The 20,368-nt window shown below is 46.7% G+C and carries 19 protein-coding genes and 3 pseudogenes; 13 read left to right on the top strand and 9 right to left on the bottom strand.

From position 1 onward, the window contains the following. Nucleotides 1-180: 180 nt before the first annotated feature. Complete coding sequence (locus tag NYE50_RS07045) at nt 181-678, bottom strand: cupin domain-containing protein (protein WP_159354042.1); 498 nt, start codon at nt 676-678, stop codon at nt 181-183. A 129-nt stretch (nt 679-807) separates the two neighbouring features. Here NYE50_RS07045 and NYE50_RS07040 point away from each other — a divergent pair, with 129 nt between their 5' ends. The 3 genes from NYE50_RS07040 to NYE50_RS07030 are packed head-to-tail and all read left to right on the top strand — an operon-like array spanning nt 808 to nt 3,318. Next, a complete protein-coding gene (locus tag NYE50_RS07040) occupies nt 808-1,791 on the top strand; it encodes a DMT family transporter (protein ID WP_159354041.1) in 984 nt (327 codons plus the stop codon). Nucleotides 1,792-1,817: 26 nt separating this feature from the next. After that, nucleotides 1,818-2,555 carry an ABC transporter ATP-binding protein gene (locus NYE50_RS07035; RefSeq protein ID WP_159354040.1) on the top strand — a complete coding sequence of 246 codons (738 nt, stop codon included), beginning with the start codon at nt 1,818-1,820 and terminating at the stop codon, nt 2,553-2,555. 1 nt (nt 2,556) lies between these two features. After that, a complete protein-coding gene (locus tag NYE50_RS07030) occupies nt 2,557-3,318 on the top strand; it encodes an ABC transporter permease (RefSeq protein ID WP_061862093.1) in 762 nt (253 codons plus the stop codon). A 25-nt stretch (nt 3,319-3,343) separates the two neighbouring features. Here NYE50_RS07030 and NYE50_RS07025 read toward each other — a convergent pair whose 3' ends face one another. After that, entirely contained in the window at nt 3,344-4,162 is an 819-nt protein-coding gene (locus NYE50_RS07025) for a uroporphyrinogen-III synthase (protein ID WP_021494045.1), read from the bottom strand. A gap of 175 nt (nt 4,163-4,337) precedes the next feature. Here NYE50_RS07025 and NYE50_RS07020 point away from each other — a divergent pair, with 175 nt between their 5' ends. Next, nucleotides 4,338-4,523: a hypothetical protein gene (locus NYE50_RS07020; protein WP_003154919.1), complete on the top strand. Its 186-nt coding sequence runs from the start codon at nt 4,338-4,340 to the stop codon at nt 4,521-4,523. 42 nt (nt 4,524-4,565) lie between these two features. On the opposite strand, the gene NYE50_RS07015 is transcribed toward NYE50_RS07020, so the two are convergent. From NYE50_RS07015 to fdhF, 4 genes and pseudogenes are all read right to left on the bottom strand, one after another. Next, nucleotides 4,566-5,750: a macrolide family glycosyltransferase gene (locus tag NYE50_RS07015; protein ID WP_159354039.1), complete on the bottom strand. Its 1,185-nt coding sequence runs from the start codon at nt 5,748-5,750 to the stop codon at nt 4,566-4,568. Then, nucleotides 5,747-6,967: a cytochrome P450 gene (locus NYE50_RS07010; RefSeq protein ID WP_172869133.1), complete on the bottom strand. Its 1,221-nt coding sequence runs from the start codon at nt 6,965-6,967 to the stop codon at nt 5,747-5,749. The genes NYE50_RS07015 and NYE50_RS07010 overlap by 4 nt, the downstream gene beginning before the upstream one ends. Nucleotides 6,968-7,174: 207 nt before the next feature. Then, a complete protein-coding gene (locus NYE50_RS07005) occupies nt 7,175-7,717 on the bottom strand; it encodes a DUF1641 domain-containing protein (protein ID WP_012117344.1) in 543 nt (180 codons plus the stop codon). Then, nucleotides 7,710-10,666 (bottom strand): annotated as a pseudogene (gene fdhF / locus NYE50_RS07000) (formate dehydrogenase subunit alpha). The gene NYE50_RS07005 and the pseudogene fdhF overlap by 8 nt, the downstream one beginning before the upstream one ends. A 107-nt stretch (nt 10,667-10,773) precedes the next feature. Between fdhF and NYE50_RS06995 the strand changes: the two are divergent. From NYE50_RS06995 to NYE50_RS21970, 4 genes and pseudogenes are all read left to right on the top strand, one after another. Next, nucleotides 10,774-11,343, top strand: a complete 570-nt coding sequence (locus NYE50_RS06995) for a YjgB family protein (protein ID WP_159354037.1) — start codon at nt 10,774-10,776, stop codon at nt 11,341-11,343. 98 nt (nt 11,344-11,441) lie between these two features. Further along, nucleotides 11,442-11,843 (top strand): ribosomal maturation YjgA family protein, encoded by a 402-nt coding sequence (locus NYE50_RS06990; RefSeq protein WP_029973097.1) that lies wholly within the window; start codon nt 11,442-11,444, stop codon nt 11,841-11,843. 43 nt (nt 11,844-11,886) lie between these two features. Next, nucleotides 11,887-12,060: a YjfB family protein gene (locus NYE50_RS06985; RefSeq protein ID WP_012117340.1), complete on the top strand. Its 174-nt coding sequence runs from the start codon at nt 11,887-11,889 to the stop codon at nt 12,058-12,060. A 164-nt stretch (nt 12,061-12,224) separates the two neighbouring features. Then, nucleotides 12,225-12,314 (top strand): annotated as a pseudogene (locus tag NYE50_RS21970) (spore coat protein); the annotation flags it as partial. Nucleotides 12,315-12,597: 283 nt separating this feature from the next. On the opposite strand, the pseudogene NYE50_RS21965 reads toward NYE50_RS21970, so the two are convergent. Then, a pseudogene (locus NYE50_RS21965) lies at nt 12,598-12,994 on the bottom strand (MgtC/SapB family protein); the annotation flags it as partial. A 101-nt stretch (nt 12,995-13,095) separates the two neighbouring features. Here NYE50_RS21965 and NYE50_RS06975 point away from each other — a divergent pair. Continuing rightward, nucleotides 13,096-13,428 (top strand): hypothetical protein, encoded by a 333-nt coding sequence (locus NYE50_RS06975; RefSeq protein ID WP_043867007.1) that lies wholly within the window; start codon nt 13,096-13,098, stop codon nt 13,426-13,428. 540 nt (nt 13,429-13,968) lie between these two features. On the opposite strand, the gene NYE50_RS06970 is transcribed toward NYE50_RS06975, so the two are convergent. Beyond that, complete coding sequence (locus NYE50_RS06970) at nt 13,969-14,652, bottom strand: HAD family hydrolase (protein ID WP_069473345.1); 684 nt, start codon at nt 14,650-14,652, stop codon at nt 13,969-13,971. A 17-nt stretch (nt 14,653-14,669) separates the two neighbouring features. Further along, complete coding sequence (locus NYE50_RS06965; protein ID WP_003154937.1) at nt 14,670-15,431, bottom strand: DeoR/GlpR family DNA-binding transcription regulator; 762 nt, start codon at nt 15,429-15,431, stop codon at nt 14,670-14,672. A gap of 252 nt (nt 15,432-15,683) precedes the next feature. On the opposite strand from NYE50_RS06965, the gene lacG reads away from it, so the two are divergent. From lacG to NYE50_RS06945, 4 genes are all read left to right on the top strand, one after another. Then, nucleotides 15,684-17,084, top strand: coding sequence for a 6-phospho-beta-galactosidase (gene lacG / locus NYE50_RS06960; RefSeq protein WP_003154938.1), 1,401 nt, complete (start codon nt 15,684-15,686; stop codon nt 17,082-17,084). 63 nt (nt 17,085-17,147) lie between these two features. Further along, the gene (locus NYE50_RS06955) at nt 17,148-17,462 is read left to right on the top strand and encodes a PTS lactose/cellobiose transporter subunit IIA (RefSeq protein WP_007407323.1); all 315 of its coding nucleotides are present in this window, start codon (nt 17,148-17,150) and stop codon (nt 17,460-17,462) included. A gap of 11 nt (nt 17,463-17,473) precedes the next feature. Further along, nucleotides 17,474-19,180 (top strand): PTS lactose transporter subunit IIBC, encoded by a 1,707-nt coding sequence (locus tag NYE50_RS06950; protein ID WP_014304821.1) that lies wholly within the window; start codon nt 17,474-17,476, stop codon nt 19,178-19,180. A 15-nt stretch (nt 19,181-19,195) separates the two neighbouring features. After that, nucleotides 19,196-20,365, top strand: coding sequence for a galactokinase (locus NYE50_RS06945; protein WP_014304820.1), 1,170 nt, complete (start codon nt 19,196-19,198; stop codon nt 20,363-20,365). Nucleotides 20,366-20,368: the final 3 nt, after the last annotated feature.

The raw sequence follows: 20,368 nt of genomic DNA, 5'->3' as shown, positions 1-20,368 counted from the left end.
CTTTTTCCTCTCTGAAAATAGCAAACATAAAAAACCCCAATTTGATTTACTCTTATATAATAACACTTTTTGAACAAAATTTGAACGTGAATTGTTTCGTTTATGAAATTATTTATATGGCGGGGGTGTAATAACGTTTCTTTTAGGCTATTTTTTTACAGACCATCCGCTTTTCCCCTGTCATTTTTCCCACAATTTTAAAAGCGGGCCCGATTTTCCCGTAAAGGGGTCGCATTCCGGGAGCGGGACACGGCTGATTTCTTCTGAAGTTCTATCATCTTTCTCCGTTTTTGTATCGTACTGCCGGCCGCCCGGATAAGCCCCGATCACGGTAAAATCAGAACTGCCCGACAGTTTTTTATGTCCGGTGCCGGCCGGAATGACCGCTGCGTCTCCCATTTGAAGAACCGCGTCCGCTCCTTGTTCCCCGCCGAACCTCAAAACCGCGTTTCCTTTTACCGCGACAAGAACTTCGTGCGTGGTGCTGTGAAAATGGTGATACGGAAATACTCCGCCCGTCCAGCTGTTCGACCAATCGTGCCGGCGGAGGACGGACTCTGCTTTCTGTACCGTTTCTTCATTAAATACCGTTTTATAAATAACAAGCGGAAGATTCGGGTTATTCGGAATGCGGCCGTCATCTTCGAAATAAAGCACTTGAATATCCTCTTTCTGCACTGTTTTCACCTCCGTATATGTCTGTTTCCCATTCATCATTTGTTAAAACGCTATTTTTTCATATTCCATTGCGAAGCCTGCCGGTGAATAGTATAGTATAAAAAAATATGTGTCAAAATGAGGGATTTAATGAAAGCCATCGTGATCGGAATATTGGCATCTCTGTTTTTTGCAGTCACCTTTATTTTAAACAGGGCGATGGAGCTTTCCGGCGGAAGCTGGATGTGGAGCTCTTCCCTGCGTTTTCTTTTTATGGTTCCATTTTTATTTTTGATCGTTTATGCGAAAGGAAAATGGGCGCCGCTCTGGCATGAAATCCGGAAAAAACCGTTTTTTTGGCTGAAGTGGAGTTTTACCGGGTTCGTGCTGTTTTATGCCCCGATTACGTTTGCGGCGGCATATGGGCCGGGCTGGCTGATCGCCGGCACGTGGCAGATTACAATTGTCGCGGGTGTGCTTCTGTCGCCGTTTTTCTACGAAACAAAACATTCACCGGCGGGCTCGGTTTCTGTCAGACAAAAGATCCCGCTGATTTCGCTGGTTACTTCCGTCATCATCCTGATCGGAGCCGGTCTGATTCAGCTTCAGCATGCGGGTTCTCTGTCCGGCCGCACGATACTATTCAGCGTGGTGCCGGTCGTCATTGCCGCTTTTGCCTATCCGCTCGGCAACCGCAAAATGCTGGAACAATACGGCGGAAAACTCGATACGTTTCAGCGGGTGCTCGGCATGACGCTCGCAAGCCTTCCGTTTTGGCTTTTGATCGCCGCTTTCGGCTGGCATAGAGACGGGCTTCCCTCAATGGGACAGACATTCCAATCCTTTATCGTCGCACTCAGTTCTGGCGTTATCGCAACAGTATTATTTTTCCGCGCCACCGATATGGTGAGGAATGAGCCGCAGAAGCTCGCTGCTGTTGAGGCGACGCAGTCCGGAGAGGTTCTTTTTGCACTGATCGGCGAAATCGTCTTTTTATCCGCGGTGTTTCCGTCACTTCTTTCATTTGCCGGACTGTTCATTATTATTGCGGGAATGGTCATGCATACATTCGCTTCCCGGCAGACAGACCAGAAAACGACTGAGCAAACGTCAGCCAATCTCACCGGTTCCTGATTTTTTTACGAAAGGTGTCATCCTGTATGAAAGAAGAAACTCCGGCAATATCTTTTCTGTCAGCCGGCAAACGCTTTGAACAAAACCATACGTCCTTTGATGTCCTAAGCCGTGTAACCGGACATATTCAAAAAGGTTCTATCACGGCGTTGATAGGGCCTTCCGGCGCGGGAAAAAGCACATTGCTGTCACTTTGCAATCTGATGAATACACCTGATGAAGGGGAAGTGCTTGTATTCGGAAAAGAAATAAGACACTGGGACATCAGAGAGCTCAGAAAAACCGCGGGCCTTGCATATCAATCAGCTCCCGTCATGGACGGCACGGTGCGGGACAACCTTCTGCTCGCAGAAAAACTCCACGGGGCACAGCACTATACGCCTGAAGAGCTCGCAGATTTTACAGATCTTCCGCGCGAGCTTCTGGATCGAAATGCAAAAGAATTATCCGGAGGTCAGCGGCAGAAGCTCTCATTAGCGCGAACTCTCGCCGGACTGCCGTCCATCCTGCTGCTGGATGAAATCACATCGGCGCTGGACCTCTCATCCGTTCTCATCATTGAGAAACTGATTACGAAACTCCATCGGCAAAAACAGCTGACGGTTCTGTGGATCACCCATAACCTTGAACAAGCGGAACGATTATCCGATACAGTATGGTTTATGGCTGAGGGACGGCTTTTAGAGACCGCGGAAACGAAAACGTTCTTTAAAGAACCGAAACACGAAAAGGCCCGGGCGCTTTTACAAGGGAGCGGGTGCTGATATGAATGATCTTTCTCTGTTACTAACAAGTATATTTGTCATTATCGCTTTATTCCTGTCTAAATCTTTTAAAGCCGGCGTCGAAAAGGATATGATCGTCGCAACCGTCAGGGCCGTCATTCAGCTTCTCATCATCGGCTATGTGCTGTCGCTGATTTTTCGCGGTGATCACCCTATATTTATCATATTAATGGTGCTTCTCATGCTCACGGCCGCTTCGCACAATGTCGCCAAACGGAAAAAAATGCGGATCGGCTCATTTTGGCGCGTTTTTCTGACACTGGCGATCGTGGAAGTTGTGACGCAGGGACTTTTACTGACCCTGCATATCATTCCGTTCACTTCAAGATATGTCATTCCGATAAGCGGCATGGTCATCGGAAACTCCATGGTGCTCTCAAGCCTGTTTTTAAATAAGCTCAGTTCGGAAGCGGATCTGCGGAAAGAAGAAATCCAGCTGATTCTCTCTCTCGGAGGAACGCCTAAGCAGGCCGTCCGGCAGATATTGACGTCCAGTATGAAGCTCAGTATGATCCCGACGCTTGAAAGCCAGAAAACATTGGGTCTCGTTCAGCTTCCCGGCATGATGACGGGGCAGATTTTAGCGGGAGCTGATCCGATACAGGCGGTGCGCTTTCAGCTGCTGATCGTTTTTACAACGATGGCCTCTGCTCTTCTTACATGTATCATACTCAGCGCCTTGACATATCCTTCCCTTTTCACGGAACACTGGCAATTAAAAAAATTCAGCAGGGAAGCGTAGGCTTTTTTCCCTGCTGAATGATGGTTTATGACAAGGTCAGAGATTCATAGTAACGGGATAATTCAATAATCATCGCTCCCATCCGCTCAATGTCCGGAGCAAGGACCCTCTTTACCCCTTCATCCCGGATCGCTTCAGCCGTCACTTTGCCGACTGCGGCGGCAAGCACATGTTTTTCGAATGCCTGCTGCAATTCTTTTGTGAACCCTTTTTCTTTTGCATAATCAAAGAGAGAGCGCACTTGAATGGCTGTCGTAAAACATACGGCATCGACCTCTCCGTTTAACAGCTCTCCCAGCAGTTTATCGACCGTCTCCCTTTCAGGCGGAATATGCTGATACGGCAGAACAGGGAAAACCTCCGCTCCGTTTTTCTCAAGGAACTCCGTTAAGACCGGCGCTTTTTCGCCATGAAGCTGTATCATGACTTTTTTATCTTTAAAGTCAAATCGTTCCAAGGAGCGGATCAGCCCTCTTGTTGTACCGTCTTCATCTGAGGCATGCGGCGTGATGCCGAGCTTTTTTAAGGCCGCATATGTTTTATAGCCTCTGCAGCCGATTTTCGCTTCATGAACGGCCGCTAAAAATTCTTCTTTCAGACCGATTTTTTCTGATACCGACAATAACGTTTCCGTACCGATGCCTGTGGTGAATATCACCCAATCGGCTTTTTGCCCGGCAAATGTTCTTACGTCGGGTTCAATTTGATCCTCCGCCAGGTATACGGTTCCTTGGAGGGAACGGACGACTGCCGTTCCGCCCTGCTTTTCTATTAATTTTGTGATCTCTTCTGTTTTCCGCGAACCGCCGATGGCAATCCGTTTCCCGTTCAATCCTTTTCCCATCGCTGTTTTCTTCTTCCCTTCAGATGCCGGGCGCCCTATGGCAGGCCGTCATTTATTTCTATTATTGTTACGCAATCAGCCGGGAAAATCAAGCTATGCTCCCGTTGAATCCCCCGTGCAGTTGCTGTATCATTAACCGGGCAGAACGATTTGATTCGCGGAGGGACTTTCAATCATGGAAACAAAAAAAGAGTTCGAGACAAAAGGATACGATACTTCGGTCATTTATGAGTTCAATGAATATCCTGATGTTCACAGCGGCCGATGTGACAATTGCGACTACACGCTGTTTAAAAGTTCAGTGAAGGGCGGAAAATTTTTGAGGGAATGCCGGAGATGCGGCATGAAGAAAAACATATAACAAAACAGGCAGCCGTCTTCCGGTGCGCTGCCTGTTTTTCAATCAATTTTCGACGGCCGCCGTTTTCAAAAACTCTTCAATGGCGCAAACAGCCTGTTTTGGGCCGCCGGTTTCTTCTATTTTCTGCTGCATGCTTTTCACGCGGCTGAGGATGTTCTTATCGCCGTATACGTGCTGAACGTCTTTTTGCAAACGGGCCGCAGTGACTTCTTTCGGCGGCAGATGCACGCCAAGCCCCAATTCATCCACACGCTTTGCGGTGACCTCTTGTTCGTGCATTTGCGGAACGACAACGAGCGGGACACCCGCATTCATCGCCTCCATTGTACTGTTCATCCCGCCGTGAGATACGAACAGCTTTGCTTTCTCCAGCACATCAAGCTGAGGAACGTGCTGGCGGATGATAAAGTGATCGGGGACATCCGAAAAACTTTCCGGATCAATTGTTGTGCCGACTGACATAATAACCCGCCAGTCCGAGTCCCGAAACGCGTCAATACACATCTGGTAAAATTCAGGCCAGGCGTTAAACGCCGTTCCCAGTGAAATGAGCATAAGCGGACGGTCATCGGCTGCATCAATTTCCAGACTTCCCGTATTTGCGCGTTCTCCAAGAGACGGACCCACAAAACAGAATCGTTCATCAAAGGTTTCCTGTTTCGGCTGAAAGGCCCTTGGCATAAAGACAATATTCAGTTTTTCAGGCATAAAAAATTCTTCCATTGTCATCCGTTTCAATTGTTCATTTTCAATCTGCTCCTGATATTCTTCTATCGCCTGTTTGGCCGCTTCCAGTGTTTCTTCGTCTCTTCCTAATTGAAAATACTCATTCATTGCATAGCTCGGGCAGAACTTTACGGCCGGGATGCCGCCATTATCTGCAAACAATTTTCCGGCAAGAGCTAAAAAATCAAACAGGACGATGTCAGGAAGGTCGTCTTTGTACAGCTCTTCCAACTGCGGAAGCACTTCAACCGCTTCTTCCAGAAACATCACAAACGCGTCATTTTTATTTACCCGTTCTTTTATCGTCTCCGGGTCCGCCTTTATGCTTGTGCGGTATAAAACGGGAATGGCGCCCGTTTTGGCAACGGAAGCTTCAAATTCCTCAGTCACAGCGAATGTCACTTTATACCCGCGATTGACAAGTTCCTCGGCTACAGGCAGCGTGGGATTGACATGACCGTGAGCGGCCACATTAATAATGGCGATGTGTGTTTTTCTCATCTTTTTTCTTCTCCCTCACTTTCGTTTATCTCCGCTTCTAAAGACTCCAGCCCGTACATGACACTGTTTCGGATCGGCTCAATCCCGACGGGCTCAAGGTGTGAAAAGGTTTTTACAATTCCTTTCAGCGCGGCTTCCGCTTCAAGTCTGGCAAGCGGAGCGCCTAAGCAGAAGTGTACGCCGAATCCGAAGGAAAGGTGCGGATTCGATTGGCGATGAATATCAAATACGCCCGCCTTCTCAAATTTGTTTTCATCACGGTTGGCAGATGCAACGTAGCAGAGAACGATCTCCCCGCTTTTCAAGCGGCGTCCGCGCAGTTCAGTGTCGTGCCGGACCGTCCTTCTGACAAACGGAGCGGGAGCGCGAAAACGCAGCGTTTCTTCCACCGTTTGCGCGATGAGAGAAGGGTCCTGTCTCAGCTCTTCATAAAGGCCGGGCGTTTCTAATATGCTGTAAACCGCATTTGAAATGAGATTAGTCGTTGTTTCATTTCCCGCCACTAAAAGCAGGTTGCAAAACGGGATCAGATCTTCTGCCGTGAGCTTCTCTCCCTCTTCTTCCTCTTTTATCAAAATAGAAATAATGTCTTGGCCGGGCTTTTTTCGTTTACTTTCTATTATTTCCGCAAAAAACGCCGCCAGCTCCGCCTCACATTGGTCACGTTCCTGCTGATTTTTCTCCGCCGCTTCAGGACTCGCATCTTTCGGCATGCTGACGAGAATGTCCGACCATTTTTTAAACTGATCCATACGTTCGGACGGAACGCCTAATAATTCTGAAATCACTATGACCGGCAAAGGGTAAGAGAGATCTTTAATGATATCAATCCGCCCTTTGTTCTTTGCCTGTTTCAGGAGATGATCGGTAATGTCTTTAATTCTCGGCTCCCATTCCTTCAAGACGCGGGGAGTGAAAGCGCGATTGACGGCAGATCTGATTTGGGTATGCTTCGGCGGGTCCATATTCAGCATGGACTTTGCAATCGAGCTTTTCACATCAGTCATGAGGCTTGAGAACGTCTCTTTATCACTGATGACTTTTTTGACATCATCGTATAAAAACACACTCCAAACCTTCGTTTCTTCATCAAAGTGTATAGGGCTTTCCCGTCTCATTTTTTCGTACCAAGGAAAAGGGTTGTATACGTCCAGGCCGTTTTTTCCTTTCATCAGGGTTCTTTGGATGGCTTGTCTCGTGCTCCTCAGCTTACTCATGTTTCATCACTCCTGATTGTTTCATATTTGAATAGTTGACGTACCTTGAATTTTATCCTAGCACATATTTTCAATTTTTTTCTATTCATAACCTGAACTATTAACATAACACAACAAAAGTCATAAATCCGGAGGTGAAATTTCTCCCAAGAAAACAGCAGAAGCGCACAAAAAACCCGAGCCTTCGGCCAGGCTCGGGAGATATGTTCACTCATTCGTCTGCGGTTTCTGGTGCTGCTTTTGGTCTTCAGGAGGCTGCGTATTTCTTTCCATATCGTCCGTATCAGCGCCCATGCCTTTCAGGAAAGAAAACAGCAGAGTGACGGCCTTGTTGATTTCCGGGTCTTTTAAAGCGCGGACGATATCAAAATACCCCGTCTTCCTGCCGCTGTCTTTTTCCTCGACGGCCTTTGTGACGCCCGCATTGATTTTAACGATAAACGGCTCAAGCTGTTTTACATCGAGCATGCCGAGAACGCCGCTTAACAGCAGGAGATTTTTCAGCATATTGGCCGTTTCCGGAGTATTCGCCTTCTTCACCAGGATATCCATCACTTTGTCTCCCTGGCCGAAGAGCCCGCGCAGAAGCGCCAAAACGCCGCGCTCGTTCATGTGCTGAAGAATGTGCAGAGATTCCAAAATCGCGTCTTTATTTCGTAAAAGAGCCGTCTCGATCTCTTCTAAGTCCTTTTTTCGTTTGTCTTCTTCTGTGACGGTCTGTTTTCGGATGCCGCTGATTGCTTTAGCCATTTTGCTGTTTCCCCCTTTTTACGGCGTCTCCCGGAAATACATAATCTTTACGCGCCCATTTCCGCTCAACCCGGACACCGATCTGCGGCTGCGGGTTTCCATAACGGAAATTGATTTTCGGAAGCGGATTAACGCCTTCTTTTTTCAAAATCTCCATCTTCGCTGATGTTTCTTTATAAGCCGGTGTATCGGTATCCTTATCCGCATAGCTGCTTGTCAAAAGGTTAATGGCGGCGTCTTTTGAATCGTTCATCGGAAGATAGACTTGTTTGCCTTTTACCCTGTCTGTGATGACGCATTTGACTTTCACATTTCCGTACGGTGATGTCAGACGGACAAGCGTTCCGTCTTCCAGCCCTCTTTCTTCGGCGAGTTCGGGCGAGACCTCAAGGAACACACTCGGTGTTTTTTCGGATATTCCTTTTGATCGGTAAGTCAGATTTCCTTCGTGAAAATGCTCGAGCAGCCGCCCGTTATTCACATGGATATCATATTCTTCACCAAATTCTTTCGGCTCGGTCCACTGAACGGGATATAAAATCGCTTTGCCGTCTGAAAACGGGAACTTATCCGTAAATAAAAGCGGTGAATCGGTTCCGTCCGCTGCAACCGGCCATTGCAGTGAATTGTAGCCTTCGAGACGTTCGTAAGTGACGCCTGCATAGAGCGGCGAAAGCATTGCCGCTTCTTCCATAATGTCTGCCGGATGTTCATAGTGCCAATCAGCGCCCAGACGGTTGGCGATGTCCGTAATGATCTGCCAATCAGGCTTTGAATCGCCCAGCGGTTCAAACACTTCGTAAAGGCGCTGCACCCTCCGTTCCGTATTCGTAAACGTCCCTTCTTTTTCAAGGCTCGGGCTTGCCGGAAGCACGACATCGGCGAACTCGGCCGTACGCGAAAGAAAGATATCCTGCACAACGAAGAAATCAAGCTTTTCAAATGCGGCATGAACATGGTTAATATTGGAGTCGACAAGCCCCATTTCTTCTCCTTTTAAGTACATGGACTTCAGTTTTCCTGAGTGGATGCCTTCGATCATTTCATGATTTGTCATTCCGATTTCTTTCGGCAGGTCTGTTCCCCAGCCCTGTTCATACTTTTTGCGGGCTTTTTCATCCGTTACTTTTTCATAGCCGGGGAAGCTGTCAGGCATACTGCCGAAATCACTGGCTCCCTGCACGTTATTATGGCCACGAAGCGGATATGAGCCTGCGCCGGGCTTGCCGTAATTTCCGGTCACGAGAAGCTGTTGGAAATGGCCGTGCTCGTATCGCTTCCTCCGATATGCTGGGTGACCCCCATCGCCCACAGTGCGCACACGCTGCCGGCTTCATGAATCATCCGGGCCACTTTGATTAGGGTATCCTTGTCCACACCGGTATGTTTTTCCGCATATTCCATTGTATAAGGTTCAAGACTTTTCACGAATTCATCTAATCCGTTCACTCTCTCCTTCAGAAATGCAGTATCCGCCAAATCGTGATCAAGCAGATATTTCGATACGGCATTCAGCCAGACAATATCTGATCCGGCACGCGGCTGGAAAAACACATCGGAGCGCTCGGCCATTTCATGTTTTCGCAAGTCAGCGACGACGAGCTTCTGTCCGTGCAGCTTATGAGAACGTTTAATGCGTGTGGACAGGACGGGGTGAGACTCAGACGTATTTGAACCGATAATCAGCACGAGCTCAGCTTTTTCTATATCTGTAATCGATCCTGAATCACCGCCGTATCCGACCGTTCTGAACAATCCGGCCGTGGCGGGAGACTGGCAGTAGCGTGAGCAGTTGTCGACATTATTTGTGCCAATGACAGCTCTTGCAAGCTTCTGCATCACGTATGATTCTTCATTCGTGCATTTGGAAGATGTGATAAAGGCAAGTGCATCCGGGCCGAAATGTTCTTTTATATCGGTAAATTTATCAGCGATCAGCTGCAGCGCTTCATCCCATTCCGCCTCCCGAAACGAGTCTCCTTCCCGGATAAGCGGTTTGGTAAGGCGCTTTTCACTATTGACGAAATCCCAGCCGAATTTCCCTTTCACACACGTCGAAATGCCATTTGCGGGCGCCTCGGCCTGAGGCTCAACCTTTAAAATGTCTCTTCCTTTCGTCCATATATCAAAACTGCAGCCGACACCGCAGTAAGTGCATACGGTTTTCGTTTTTTTGATTCTTTCATCCCGCATGGCCGATTCCATGTCCGATATGGCCAAAATCGATCCGTACCCGGTTTCGACCCCTTTTGTGATGTCAATCATCGGCCGAAGCGTCTCTTGGTTAATGCCTGTTAAATACCCCGCTTCGCCTTCCATGCCTTTTTCCATCATGGCATTGCACGGACATACCGTCGAGCAATGTCCGCAGGAAACACATGATGATTCATTGATCGGCACATCCTGATCCCAAATGACCCGCGGGCGTTTCCGCTCCCAATCAATGCTTAACGTTTCGGTTACCTGTACGTCCTGACAGGCTTCGACGCAGCGTCCGCACAAAATGCACTGGTCGGGATCATATCGGTAAAACGGATTTGATTCATCTTTAGGATACGGTTTTTGATCGAACGGAATGCTTTGATGATTGATTTTCATTTCCTTTACGGTATTATGTACTTCGCAGCTCCCATTGTTGTAATCACAGACCGTGCAGTACAATTCATGGTTGTGCAAAATGTTGTCCATGCCGATAATCTGCGCTTTTTTCACATCGGACGAAAGCGTATCGATGACATCTCCGTCCTTTATTTGCGCGGAACACGAACGCACCAGTTCCCCGTTAACATTGACGATACAGGTATCGCACGTTTCAATCGGCCCGAGACTCGGGTGATAACACACGTGCGGCACGTCAATTGAACTATTGTTCAAAAGCTGCAAAACGGTTTGGCCGTCCGGCGCTTCCATTTCAACCCCATTGATTGTAACTTTCTTTGTATCAGCCATTTTCTTTTCCCCTTTCTGTCCCCCTCTATACATCCTCTATGATTCCCAGCAGGCCTTTTACTAAAACATCTCGTTTATCTCAGGAAACATACGGGTATGAGCGGTAAATGTTGAAGAAAAAAACACTCGCCACGGGATTATCGGCAGTGATGCTCACGGGATGCGCATTCGGCGCAGAAGCATTTTCAGATACACAGCCCGTCCATGCCGCAGCCGCTTCAAAAACGGAAAACCAACGTGCACAAGAACTGGTGAACAGCCTTTACCAATCGGCGTTTAAAGGGGAAATGCCGCAACATGTGGAAGGCCTGAAAATCAACCAAAGCACAAGACAGGACGTTTACAATAAAATCGGCGAGCCGGAACAAAAAGCAGACAGCCGCAATCCATTTGATTTATACAGCTGGAACATGGGAAACCCCGGTTATGGATTTTCCTATCATAAAAACGAAAAAATCTCGGAAATACGCTATTTCGGAACAGGGGTCGAGCGGCGCTTAAACCTCGGCAGCGTCACACCTGACGTCTTAAGCAAACAAATCGGCAGCGCTGACAAAATCCTGACAGTGCCAAAAACGGGCGAAACAGATTACGTCTACCATACGGGGCAGTATGAGCTCCGCTTCGTCATCGGCAGTGACCAAAAAGCAGACCACGTCAACCTAAAAGCCAGATAACGCAAAAAAGCGGCCTCCCGGGCCGTTTTTTTCATAGACAGCTTCTCCGTCGTTCCTTACAATACATGGGAGTACAAAAAAAAGGGGAACAGTGTGAAGTGAATAGACATCCATTGACATACGGAATATGTACCGTTTTTATCATCGCCCTCGGTTTGCTGTCCAGAACCGCATACATCACCGCCCTATTGCCCGGCATCATAAACGCTTATTTAGGAGATGCCTTGTGGGCGGCAATGATTTTTACAGGATTCGGGCTTTTCTTTCGGCACATCCGGACGGAAACAGCCGCATTTTTGAGCCTCTCGTTTTGCTGTCTGATTGAATGCAGCCAGCTGTATCACGCGCCTTGGATTGACGCAATCAGAAGCAGCACGCTCGGCGGGCTGATCCTCGGCTGGCAATTTGTCTGGAGTGACATTTTTGCCTATACTCTCGGGGTATGCGCTGCCGCACTTTTAGAATGGGCCGTAAAAAGAAACCGCCAGTCCCCTTCATAATCGGAGCACGCCGCCGATATGAAGGGATAAGGAGGTGGAAGCTATGGATATCCCTGCGTTATCAATCGCTATGCATCAAGCATCTCTGGCGCAGAATGTAAATATCGCTTTAACAAAAACGGTCATGCAGCATGCACAGGCTGCGGCGGAAGAAACTGTGAAAATGCTGCCGTCCCAGCACCCGACTGCCGGACATTCAATTGATGTGAAAGTGTAAAAAAAGATGCCGGATGATAACCGGCGTCTTTTTTTTGCCCGTTGTACGTACACCATACCGGGCATACAGGAATAAGGTAAACGGAACCAACATTTGAAAAGGAGGTTTTCCTCTTCTACGATCCTTTCTATCATGAATACACAGCCGAGAGCCACGAACGGGTGCCATATCATTATCCGCGGCCGCCTTATTATTTCCCCAGACCGTATCCATACTATCCGCGGCCGTATATCCCGTTCTATCCCTGGTATTAATGTTTGAAAAGAAATGACTGCAGACAGGAGGCTTCCCCTGTCTGCTATTCAACTTTGACCGACAGGATATACGGGAGGGCTTGAACTTTCTCCATTACCGCTGCTTTCCCGCTTTTGCTTTTCACCCTTCCCTTCACTTCAAGCACCGCCTTATTCAATTCATAGGACGTAATCAGAATTCCTTTTTCCTCAAGAGAAGTTAAAATATCATGCATGACGGCTTTCTCTTCAATCCTGAAACTGACAGACAAAGAATGCGCCGCCGGTTTAAACAGAAAATTTAACAGTTCAAGCCCGATTAACGCCAAAATCGTGCCGCTGATGCCGATGACATACATACCTGCCCCGATCGTCAGCCCGATCCCCGACGTAGCCCAAATCCCCGCGGCCGTCGTAAGCCCCCGCACGACATGCCGCTGCAAAATAATCGTGCCGGCTCCTAAAAATCCGACGCCGCTGACGACCTGCGCCGCCACCCGGCTCGGATCAAAGGACGTATGGCTGTTGGATAACAAATCAAAAAAGCCGTATTTGGAAACGATCATCATCAAGGCGCTGCCGACGGCCACTAAAAAATGCGTCCTCAAACCGGCTTCCTTTGCCCTGAATTCTCTCTCCAATCCAATAAGAGCCCCAAGCAGACCCGCAACCGCCAGACGAATCACAAAATCAAGTTCCATCCGTCTCTCTCCTTTCCTTATCTTCTTACCCGCTTTTATAACCCAATCATGCGGTGTATCTTTTTTTAAAATGCACCGACTAATTGACATAAGGAGGTTTTATGAAATATATTCTGTGGTTTTTTATATTATTGTTATTTAGCTTATTTATTTTGGGAGGATATAAAGCAGCTGTTTCTCACCCTGATTTCCCGGTGCCATTATTCGCTATGCACACTAAAACAAAGGAATATGAAAAAGGAAAATACGTTTCAAACTATACATACCGTTTCGCAAAAGAAGAAGAAGGTCCGAGCGGTTTATACCAATTGGAAATAGCCGAAAAAGGCTGGAAACTTAAAGGGCAGGAAGGACTTATCAAAACCTATGAAAAGCGAGGAGAACGTGTTTCACTTTTTTTCGGTACGGGGGAAATAAGCGTCATTGAAGAATGATCCTTCTCAAAAGACAGGCTGAAATCCGCAAACGGCATATCTTTTACGACTCCCTTATCTCTGCGAATCTATAAATTCAGCCAATATTTCAATTAAGGCGAACACCTTTCTGATGCAAAAAATGCCGCCTTCAATGAGAAAATCATTATACAAAAACAAAAGCGCAACTGAAAAAGAATAGACACCTCATAAAAAAAGCCCTCTTTTTTAAAAGAGGGCTTGCTAAATAGGACTTTTTCTACCTTCAACACTGTAAACCCTATTATTAAGAACAGCTGTTGAAATGTTTTGCAAAGCTCCTAAATTTTTTTGCGATTCCACTATCCAAAGCAGATTCTTATTCTAAATATATTCATTTAGCACACTCCTTCTGTTATGTCCTTGAACCACTTCTTTAGTTTGACCGCCAACTAAAGAATACCCCATCAAAAACTTCGGTTTCTGTTGCATATATGAATAGGGAGCGTTTTTTAACATCCTAATTTTCGGGTATAGCATCAAAAGATCTTACATAAAGCACTCTCAATCCAACTGCATCTCTCAAACAGAATGTCCGGCAATCACCTCAAAAAACGAGGTGAAATCTGTCAGTATCCCGTCACCCGCCAGCTGTTTTTCTTCAAATAGCGCGCGGTTTTTTCCGAGCGGGTCAATGGCCATAATCTTGCCCGCACCTGCTTTTTTCGCCGCTGTGAGCCCCGAAAAGGCATCTTCAATGACCAAGCATTCTTCAGGTCTGAGGCCTAACTTTTCCGATGCGATGAGAAAAATATCCGGCGCCGGTTTTCCGGGGAAGCTCCCGTCATCAAACGTGACTTTGTCAAAATCAAACCACTGATCCAAGTGAAAGACGTCAAAGTAAAACTCGACATTTTCCTTTACCGTAGCCGTGGCGATGGTCATCGGCGTTTCAGATTTTTTCAGATGATTCAATACGCCGGTCAGTCCCTTCGTCAGCTTTAATTCATCTTTGTTTTCAAGGCATAATTCTCTGTAGTAAGCTTCTTTTTCAAAAGACAGCTTCTTGATTTCTTCATTTGTTAAATCGCCGGAAATAAAATACGTCAGGATTTCACTGTTTGTTCTCCCGTGAATGTTAACGAAAATGTCATCATCAGAAATGGTTTTCGGCGCGTATTTTTTCACCATGAAAAACCATGCTTTTTCGTGCAGATGCGAATCTTGAAACATCGTGCCGTTGAAATCAAAAATAACCCCTTTCATCGAACCGCCCGCCTTTTTTATTTTTTTGCGATTTTGACATCTACATATTGCTCGTAATGAATTTGAACATCTTTCATGACTTTATCATCCGTAATCAGATAGTCCATATCGTGCAAGTTATAGAACACGTAAAAATCTTCCCGGTTGAATTTTTTATTATCCGCCAGCAAAAATTTCGTCCGCGAATTATTCAGCGCGATTTGGTGAGCTTCCCCTTCTTCAATGCTGTAAGAAGAAATCTCATCATTATGTATGCCGTTGGCGCTGATGAAAGCCTTCGTAAAATTGAATTTCTGCAGATTGCCGTTCACGATGGGGCCGACGAAGGCACCGGTATTTTTTCGGAAGTCGCCTCCAATCAGGATGGTATCCGCAGTGTCGCCATGTTTCAAAATATCAAATACGGGATAGTTGTTTGTGATAATCCTGATTCGCTTATGCAGCAGGTGTTTCGCTAAAAGTTCAATCGTCGTGCCGGGCCCTAAAAAAACGGTATCGCCGTCATTTACATAGGAAGCTGCGAGTTCCGCGATCTTCCCCTTCTCCTCCATTTGAACACCGAGTTTTTCATTATGCGATAATTCGTGATCAATGGAATAAGATATGCTCTGTGCGCCTCCGTGAATACGTACGATTTTTCCGGCCTTATCCAGCTCGTCCAGATCTCTTCTCACTGTCATATCAGAAACTTCCAGTTCATCGATAATATCACTCACCGTAATAAACCCCCGCGAGTTTACGATATCGATGATTTTTAAAAGTCGCTCTTTTTTTAACATGTTCAATCATCCCCTCAACTTTACACACAATCTAACATACTGCGGCAATCCGGTCAACAAAAATAAACATTAACAAACAACATAATCAACATGTAAAACAACGAAAAACTTATATAACCTCTATAATAACAGATGTTATTTCTTTATGAAGCTATTGACAACAAAAATGTATGCGTTTACTATTAAACAAAAGATAACAATTACAAACATTAACAAACTCCAATTCACACATTGGCGAAGGAGGATTCAGTAATGCTCAAATTACCTCATGACTTTATTTTCGGCGGGGCGACTGCGGCATATCAAGCGGAAGGCGCCACAAAAGAAGGCGGCAAAGGGCCTGTGGCCTGGGATGAATTTCTTGAAAAACAGGGAAGATTCAGCCCTGATCCGGCAAGTGATTTTTACCGCCAGTTTCCGGAAGATATTAAACTATGTGAAAAATTCGGAATAAACGGCATCCGCCTTTCTATAGCCTGGACGAGAATTTTCCCTGACGGCACGGGCAAAATCAATCAGGAAGGTGTTGATTACTATCATCGTATTTTCTCAGAGTGCCATAAACGCAACGTCACCCCTTTTGTCACGCTGCATCATTTCGATACACCGAAAGGATTATTTGATCAGGGAGATTTCCTCAACCGCGCTGCAATAGAAGCGTTCGTCAGCTATGCGGAGTTTTGCTTTAAAGAATTCAGCGAAATCAGATATTGGAGCACGTTTAACGAAATTTATCCCACAGCCACCAACCAGTATTTACTCGGGGTTTTCCCGCCATCTGTTAAAAGTGATATCACAAAAGTCATTCAATGCCTCCATCACATGATGGTAGCGCATGCGATGACCGTCAACCTTTTTAAAGACGGCGGTTATCCGGGAGAAATCGGGGTCGTCCACTCATTGGAAACAAAATATCCCGCCAGCGGCACAGAAGAAGACCGCCACGCCTGTTTTCTGGATGACGCGTTATCAGTGAGATTCCTCCTCGATGCCACCTACCTTGGCTATTATTCTGAGGAAACCATGCGTGCTCTGGATGAAATCTGTGAGGCAAACGGCGCTTCATACGAGTTTTCAGACAGTGACTTTGACGTGATGAAAAAAGCCTCGACGCGCAATGATTATCTCGGCATCAATCATTATCAATGCCATTTCGTCAAAGCGTACGACGGAGAAACCGTTATTCACCATAACGGAACGGGCGATAAGGGCACTTCGGTCTATAAAGTAAAAGGAATCGGCGAACGAATTTACAAAGAAGGCCTGAAGCGGACCGATTGGGACTGGCTCATTTACCCTGAAGGCATGTATGACATGCTGATGCGCATCAAACGGGACTATCCGCAATATAACAAAATTTACATTACCGAAAACGGCATGGGCTATAAAGATGAGTTTGAAGACGGCATCATTATGGATAAGGCAAGAATCGACTATTTAAAAGTATATTTAGAAGCCGTCAGTAAAGCGATTACCGACGGAGTCAATGTAAAGGGGTACTTCTTATGGTCCTTAATGGATTTATTTTCATGGACCAACGGCTACAACAAACGTTACGGTCTTTTTTACGTCGACTTCGACACCCAAAAACGGTATCCGAAAGAATCGGCCTACTGGTACAAACTTGTAAGTGAAACAAAAACAATCATTTAACGATCATACATGATGAAAAGAATCTCTTTTCATCATGTGTGCCGTCTTTAGGAGGTTTTTTTCATGACAAAGGAAGAATTGCAGATGCTCGGTTTTGAAATCGTCGCCTATGCCGGCGACGCCAGGAGCACTTTATTGAAAGTCCTGAAAGAAGTCCGTGCCGGAAACTTCGAAAACACGGAAGCAGCATTGAAAAGCGCCGATGAAAATTTAACCCTCGCCCACAATGCGCAAACGAAAATGTTAGCTGAAGAAGCTGACGGCAAGGACATGGAATTAGGGTTTATTTTCGTTCACGGCCAGGACCACTTGATGACAACCCTTTTGCTCCGTGATCTTATTCAGGATTTTATAGAACTCTACCGAAGCCGCCGATAAGGAGTGGAAAAATGAACGGTATCATCAAGCAAATCGAAAAGGGAAAACCGTTTTTCGAAAAAATCTCAAGAAACATTTATTTAGGCGCGATCCGCGACGGCTTCTTAACTGCCATGCCTGTTATTTTATTCGCCAGCATTTTCATCCTCACCGCCGCTGTGCCGGAAGTGTTGGGTTTCACTTGGCCTAAAAGTGTTTCTGAATGGCTTTGGAAAGTTTATAACTATTCAATGGGCGCCCTCGGTCTGATCGTTGCGGCAACAAGTGCGAAATGCCTGAGTGAATCAATGAACCGAAAAATGCCGAAAAACAAAGGGATCAACCCCGTTTCAGCGATGCTTGCTTCAGTCGTCGGGTTTCTCATTTTAAGCGTCACTCAAATCGACGGCGGGTTCTCCACGGAATATCTCGGCACAAAAGGTCTTTTAGCCGCTTTTGTATCCGCTTTCATAACGGTGAACGTTTACAGATTCTGCGTGCTGAAAAATATTACGATTAAAATGCCTAAAGAAGTACCGGGTACCATTTCACAAACATTTAAAGATGTTTTTCCGTTCGCTTTTTCCGTTTTGGCCATGGTGATCGTTGATTTATTGATCAGGAATACGCTGAATGTATCGTTTGCGGAGGCTCTCTCCTCTCTCTTATCGCCGTTTTTTACCGCCGCAGACGGTTATCTCGGGATTTGTGTCATTTGGGGAATGATGGCGCTGTTCTGGTTTGTCGGCGTTCACGGGCCTTCTATTGTAGAGCCGGCCATCGCAGCTATTATTTACGCAAATGTGGAGGCGAACCTTCAGCTTCATAATGCCGGCGAGCAGGCGTCCAACGTGCTGACCGTCGGACTCGGGAACTTCGTCGGCACAATGGGAGGAACCGGCGCAACCCTTGTTGTTCCGTTTATCTTTCTGCTTTTCGCGAAATCCAAGCAATTGAAAGCAGTCGGAAAAGCATCCGCGGTTCCGGTGTCTTTCGCAGTAAACGAACCTCTTCTCTTTGCTGCGCCGATCATTTTAAATCCTTATTTTTTCATTCCGTTTGTTGTAACGCCGATGGTGAATGTCTGTCTGTTTAAATTTTTCGTGGATGTCATCGGAATGAACAGTTTTATGTATGTTCTTCCGTGGGCCACCCCGGCGCCCGCCGGCTTGATTCTCGGAACCGGCATGGGGCTCTCGGCTTTTGTGCTGACTGCTGTATTAATTATTGTCGATTTCCTGATATACCTGCCATTCTGTAAAGCTTATGACAAAGTATTAGCGGCGGAAGAAGCCCAACATACCGAACCTGAAACCGCGCCGCAAAAATCCCGGGAGATACAGCCCGTAATGGCCGGCGCCTCAGAAGACGAGGCCACCGTCATCAGCACAAATCTTCAGGAATCCTCATCCGCCTTGGAACACGGCACCAATGTGTTAGTGCTGTGCGCCGGAGCGGGAACGAGCGCTATGCTTGCGAACGCACTGACCGAAGGAGCCGAAGAATACAACGTGCCGATCACCGCCTCAGCAGGCGCCTACGGATCCCATTACGACATCATGAAAGACTTCGATATGATTATTTTGGCTCCGCAAGTCGGCTCTTATTATGATGACATTAAAGAAGATGCGGACCGCCTGCATGTGAAACTCGTCGCAACGAAAGGAGCGGAATATATCAGTCTCACCAGAAATTCACAAAAAGCCATTCAGTTCATACTGGAGCATACCTCAAAATAGAATCGGAGGTTTATCATGGATGCCAAACTTTTGAAATCAAGATTCGAAGACATTTTCAAGAGAAGTAACGGAGAACTGTTTTTCGCACCCGGCCGGATCAACCTGATCGGGGAACATACGGATTATATAGGCGGTCACGTTCTTCCATGCGCGATCACGATCGGAACATATGCCGTATGCGCAAAACGCGAAGATCACCAGATCCGGTTATACTCAGAAAACTTTCCTGACAGCGGCATTGTCTGCCTTGATCTTTCCGCCACTGCATACAAAAAAGAAGACGGGTGGGCCAATTATCCGAAGGGGATGATCCATTACCTTCTTGAAGCCGGCGGCCAAATAGACAGCGGAATGGATATTCTTTTTCACGGTACGATTCCAAACGGAGCCGGTTTAAGCTCCTCTGCTTCCATTGAAATGTTAACCGGTTCCATTTTAAGAAAGTTATTCAGCCTGGATGTTTCCGATACTGAACTGGCGCTTATCGGAAAAAGAGTCGAAAATGAATTTATCGGCGTGAATTCAGGGATTATGGATCAATTCGCAGTGCAAAAAGGCAAAAAGAACATGGCCATTCTGTTAAACTGCGATAAGCTTGAGCACGAAATGATTCCGGCTGCTTTTAACGGATATAAAATCGTCATTATGAATACGAACAAGCGCCGGGAGCTGGCGGCTTCAAAGTATAATGAACGCCGCAGCGAATGCGACGCGGCTCTCACGGAACTGCGGCAATATAAAAATATCGCATCACTTGCGGAATTGACGGGAGAAGAATTCAACGAACTCGAACCTCTTCTCTCCCGTGAAACTTTGCGTAAAAGAGCCCGGCACGCGGTCAATGAAAACGAGCGGACCCTCTCAGCGGCGGAAGCTCTCAAATCGAATGATTTGAAAACGTTCGGGGAGCTGATGAATGCGTCGCACCGTTCGTTACGTGATGACTACGAAGTGACCGGTGACGAATTAGACGCGCTGGCTGAAGCAGCCTGGAAAGAAGGAGCACTCGGAGCGCGGATGACGGGCGCGGGGTTCGGCGGCTGCGCCATAGCCATTGTGGAAAGTGAAGAAACCGCCGGCTTTATCCGGGCCGTTTCATCTCACTACCGCGGCAGAACAGGTCTTGAAGCTTCTTTCTACATCGCGGATATAAGCGATGGCGCGGCTGAATGGAGGGAAAAATAAATC

The organism is Bacillus sp. EU55, from assembly GCF_038005925.1.
GTDB lineage: Bacteria > Bacillota > Bacilli > Bacillales > Bacillaceae > Bacillus > Bacillus velezensis.
Note: the sequence above shows the minus strand (reverse complement) of the source record. Positions and strands in the feature narration are given on the sequence as shown.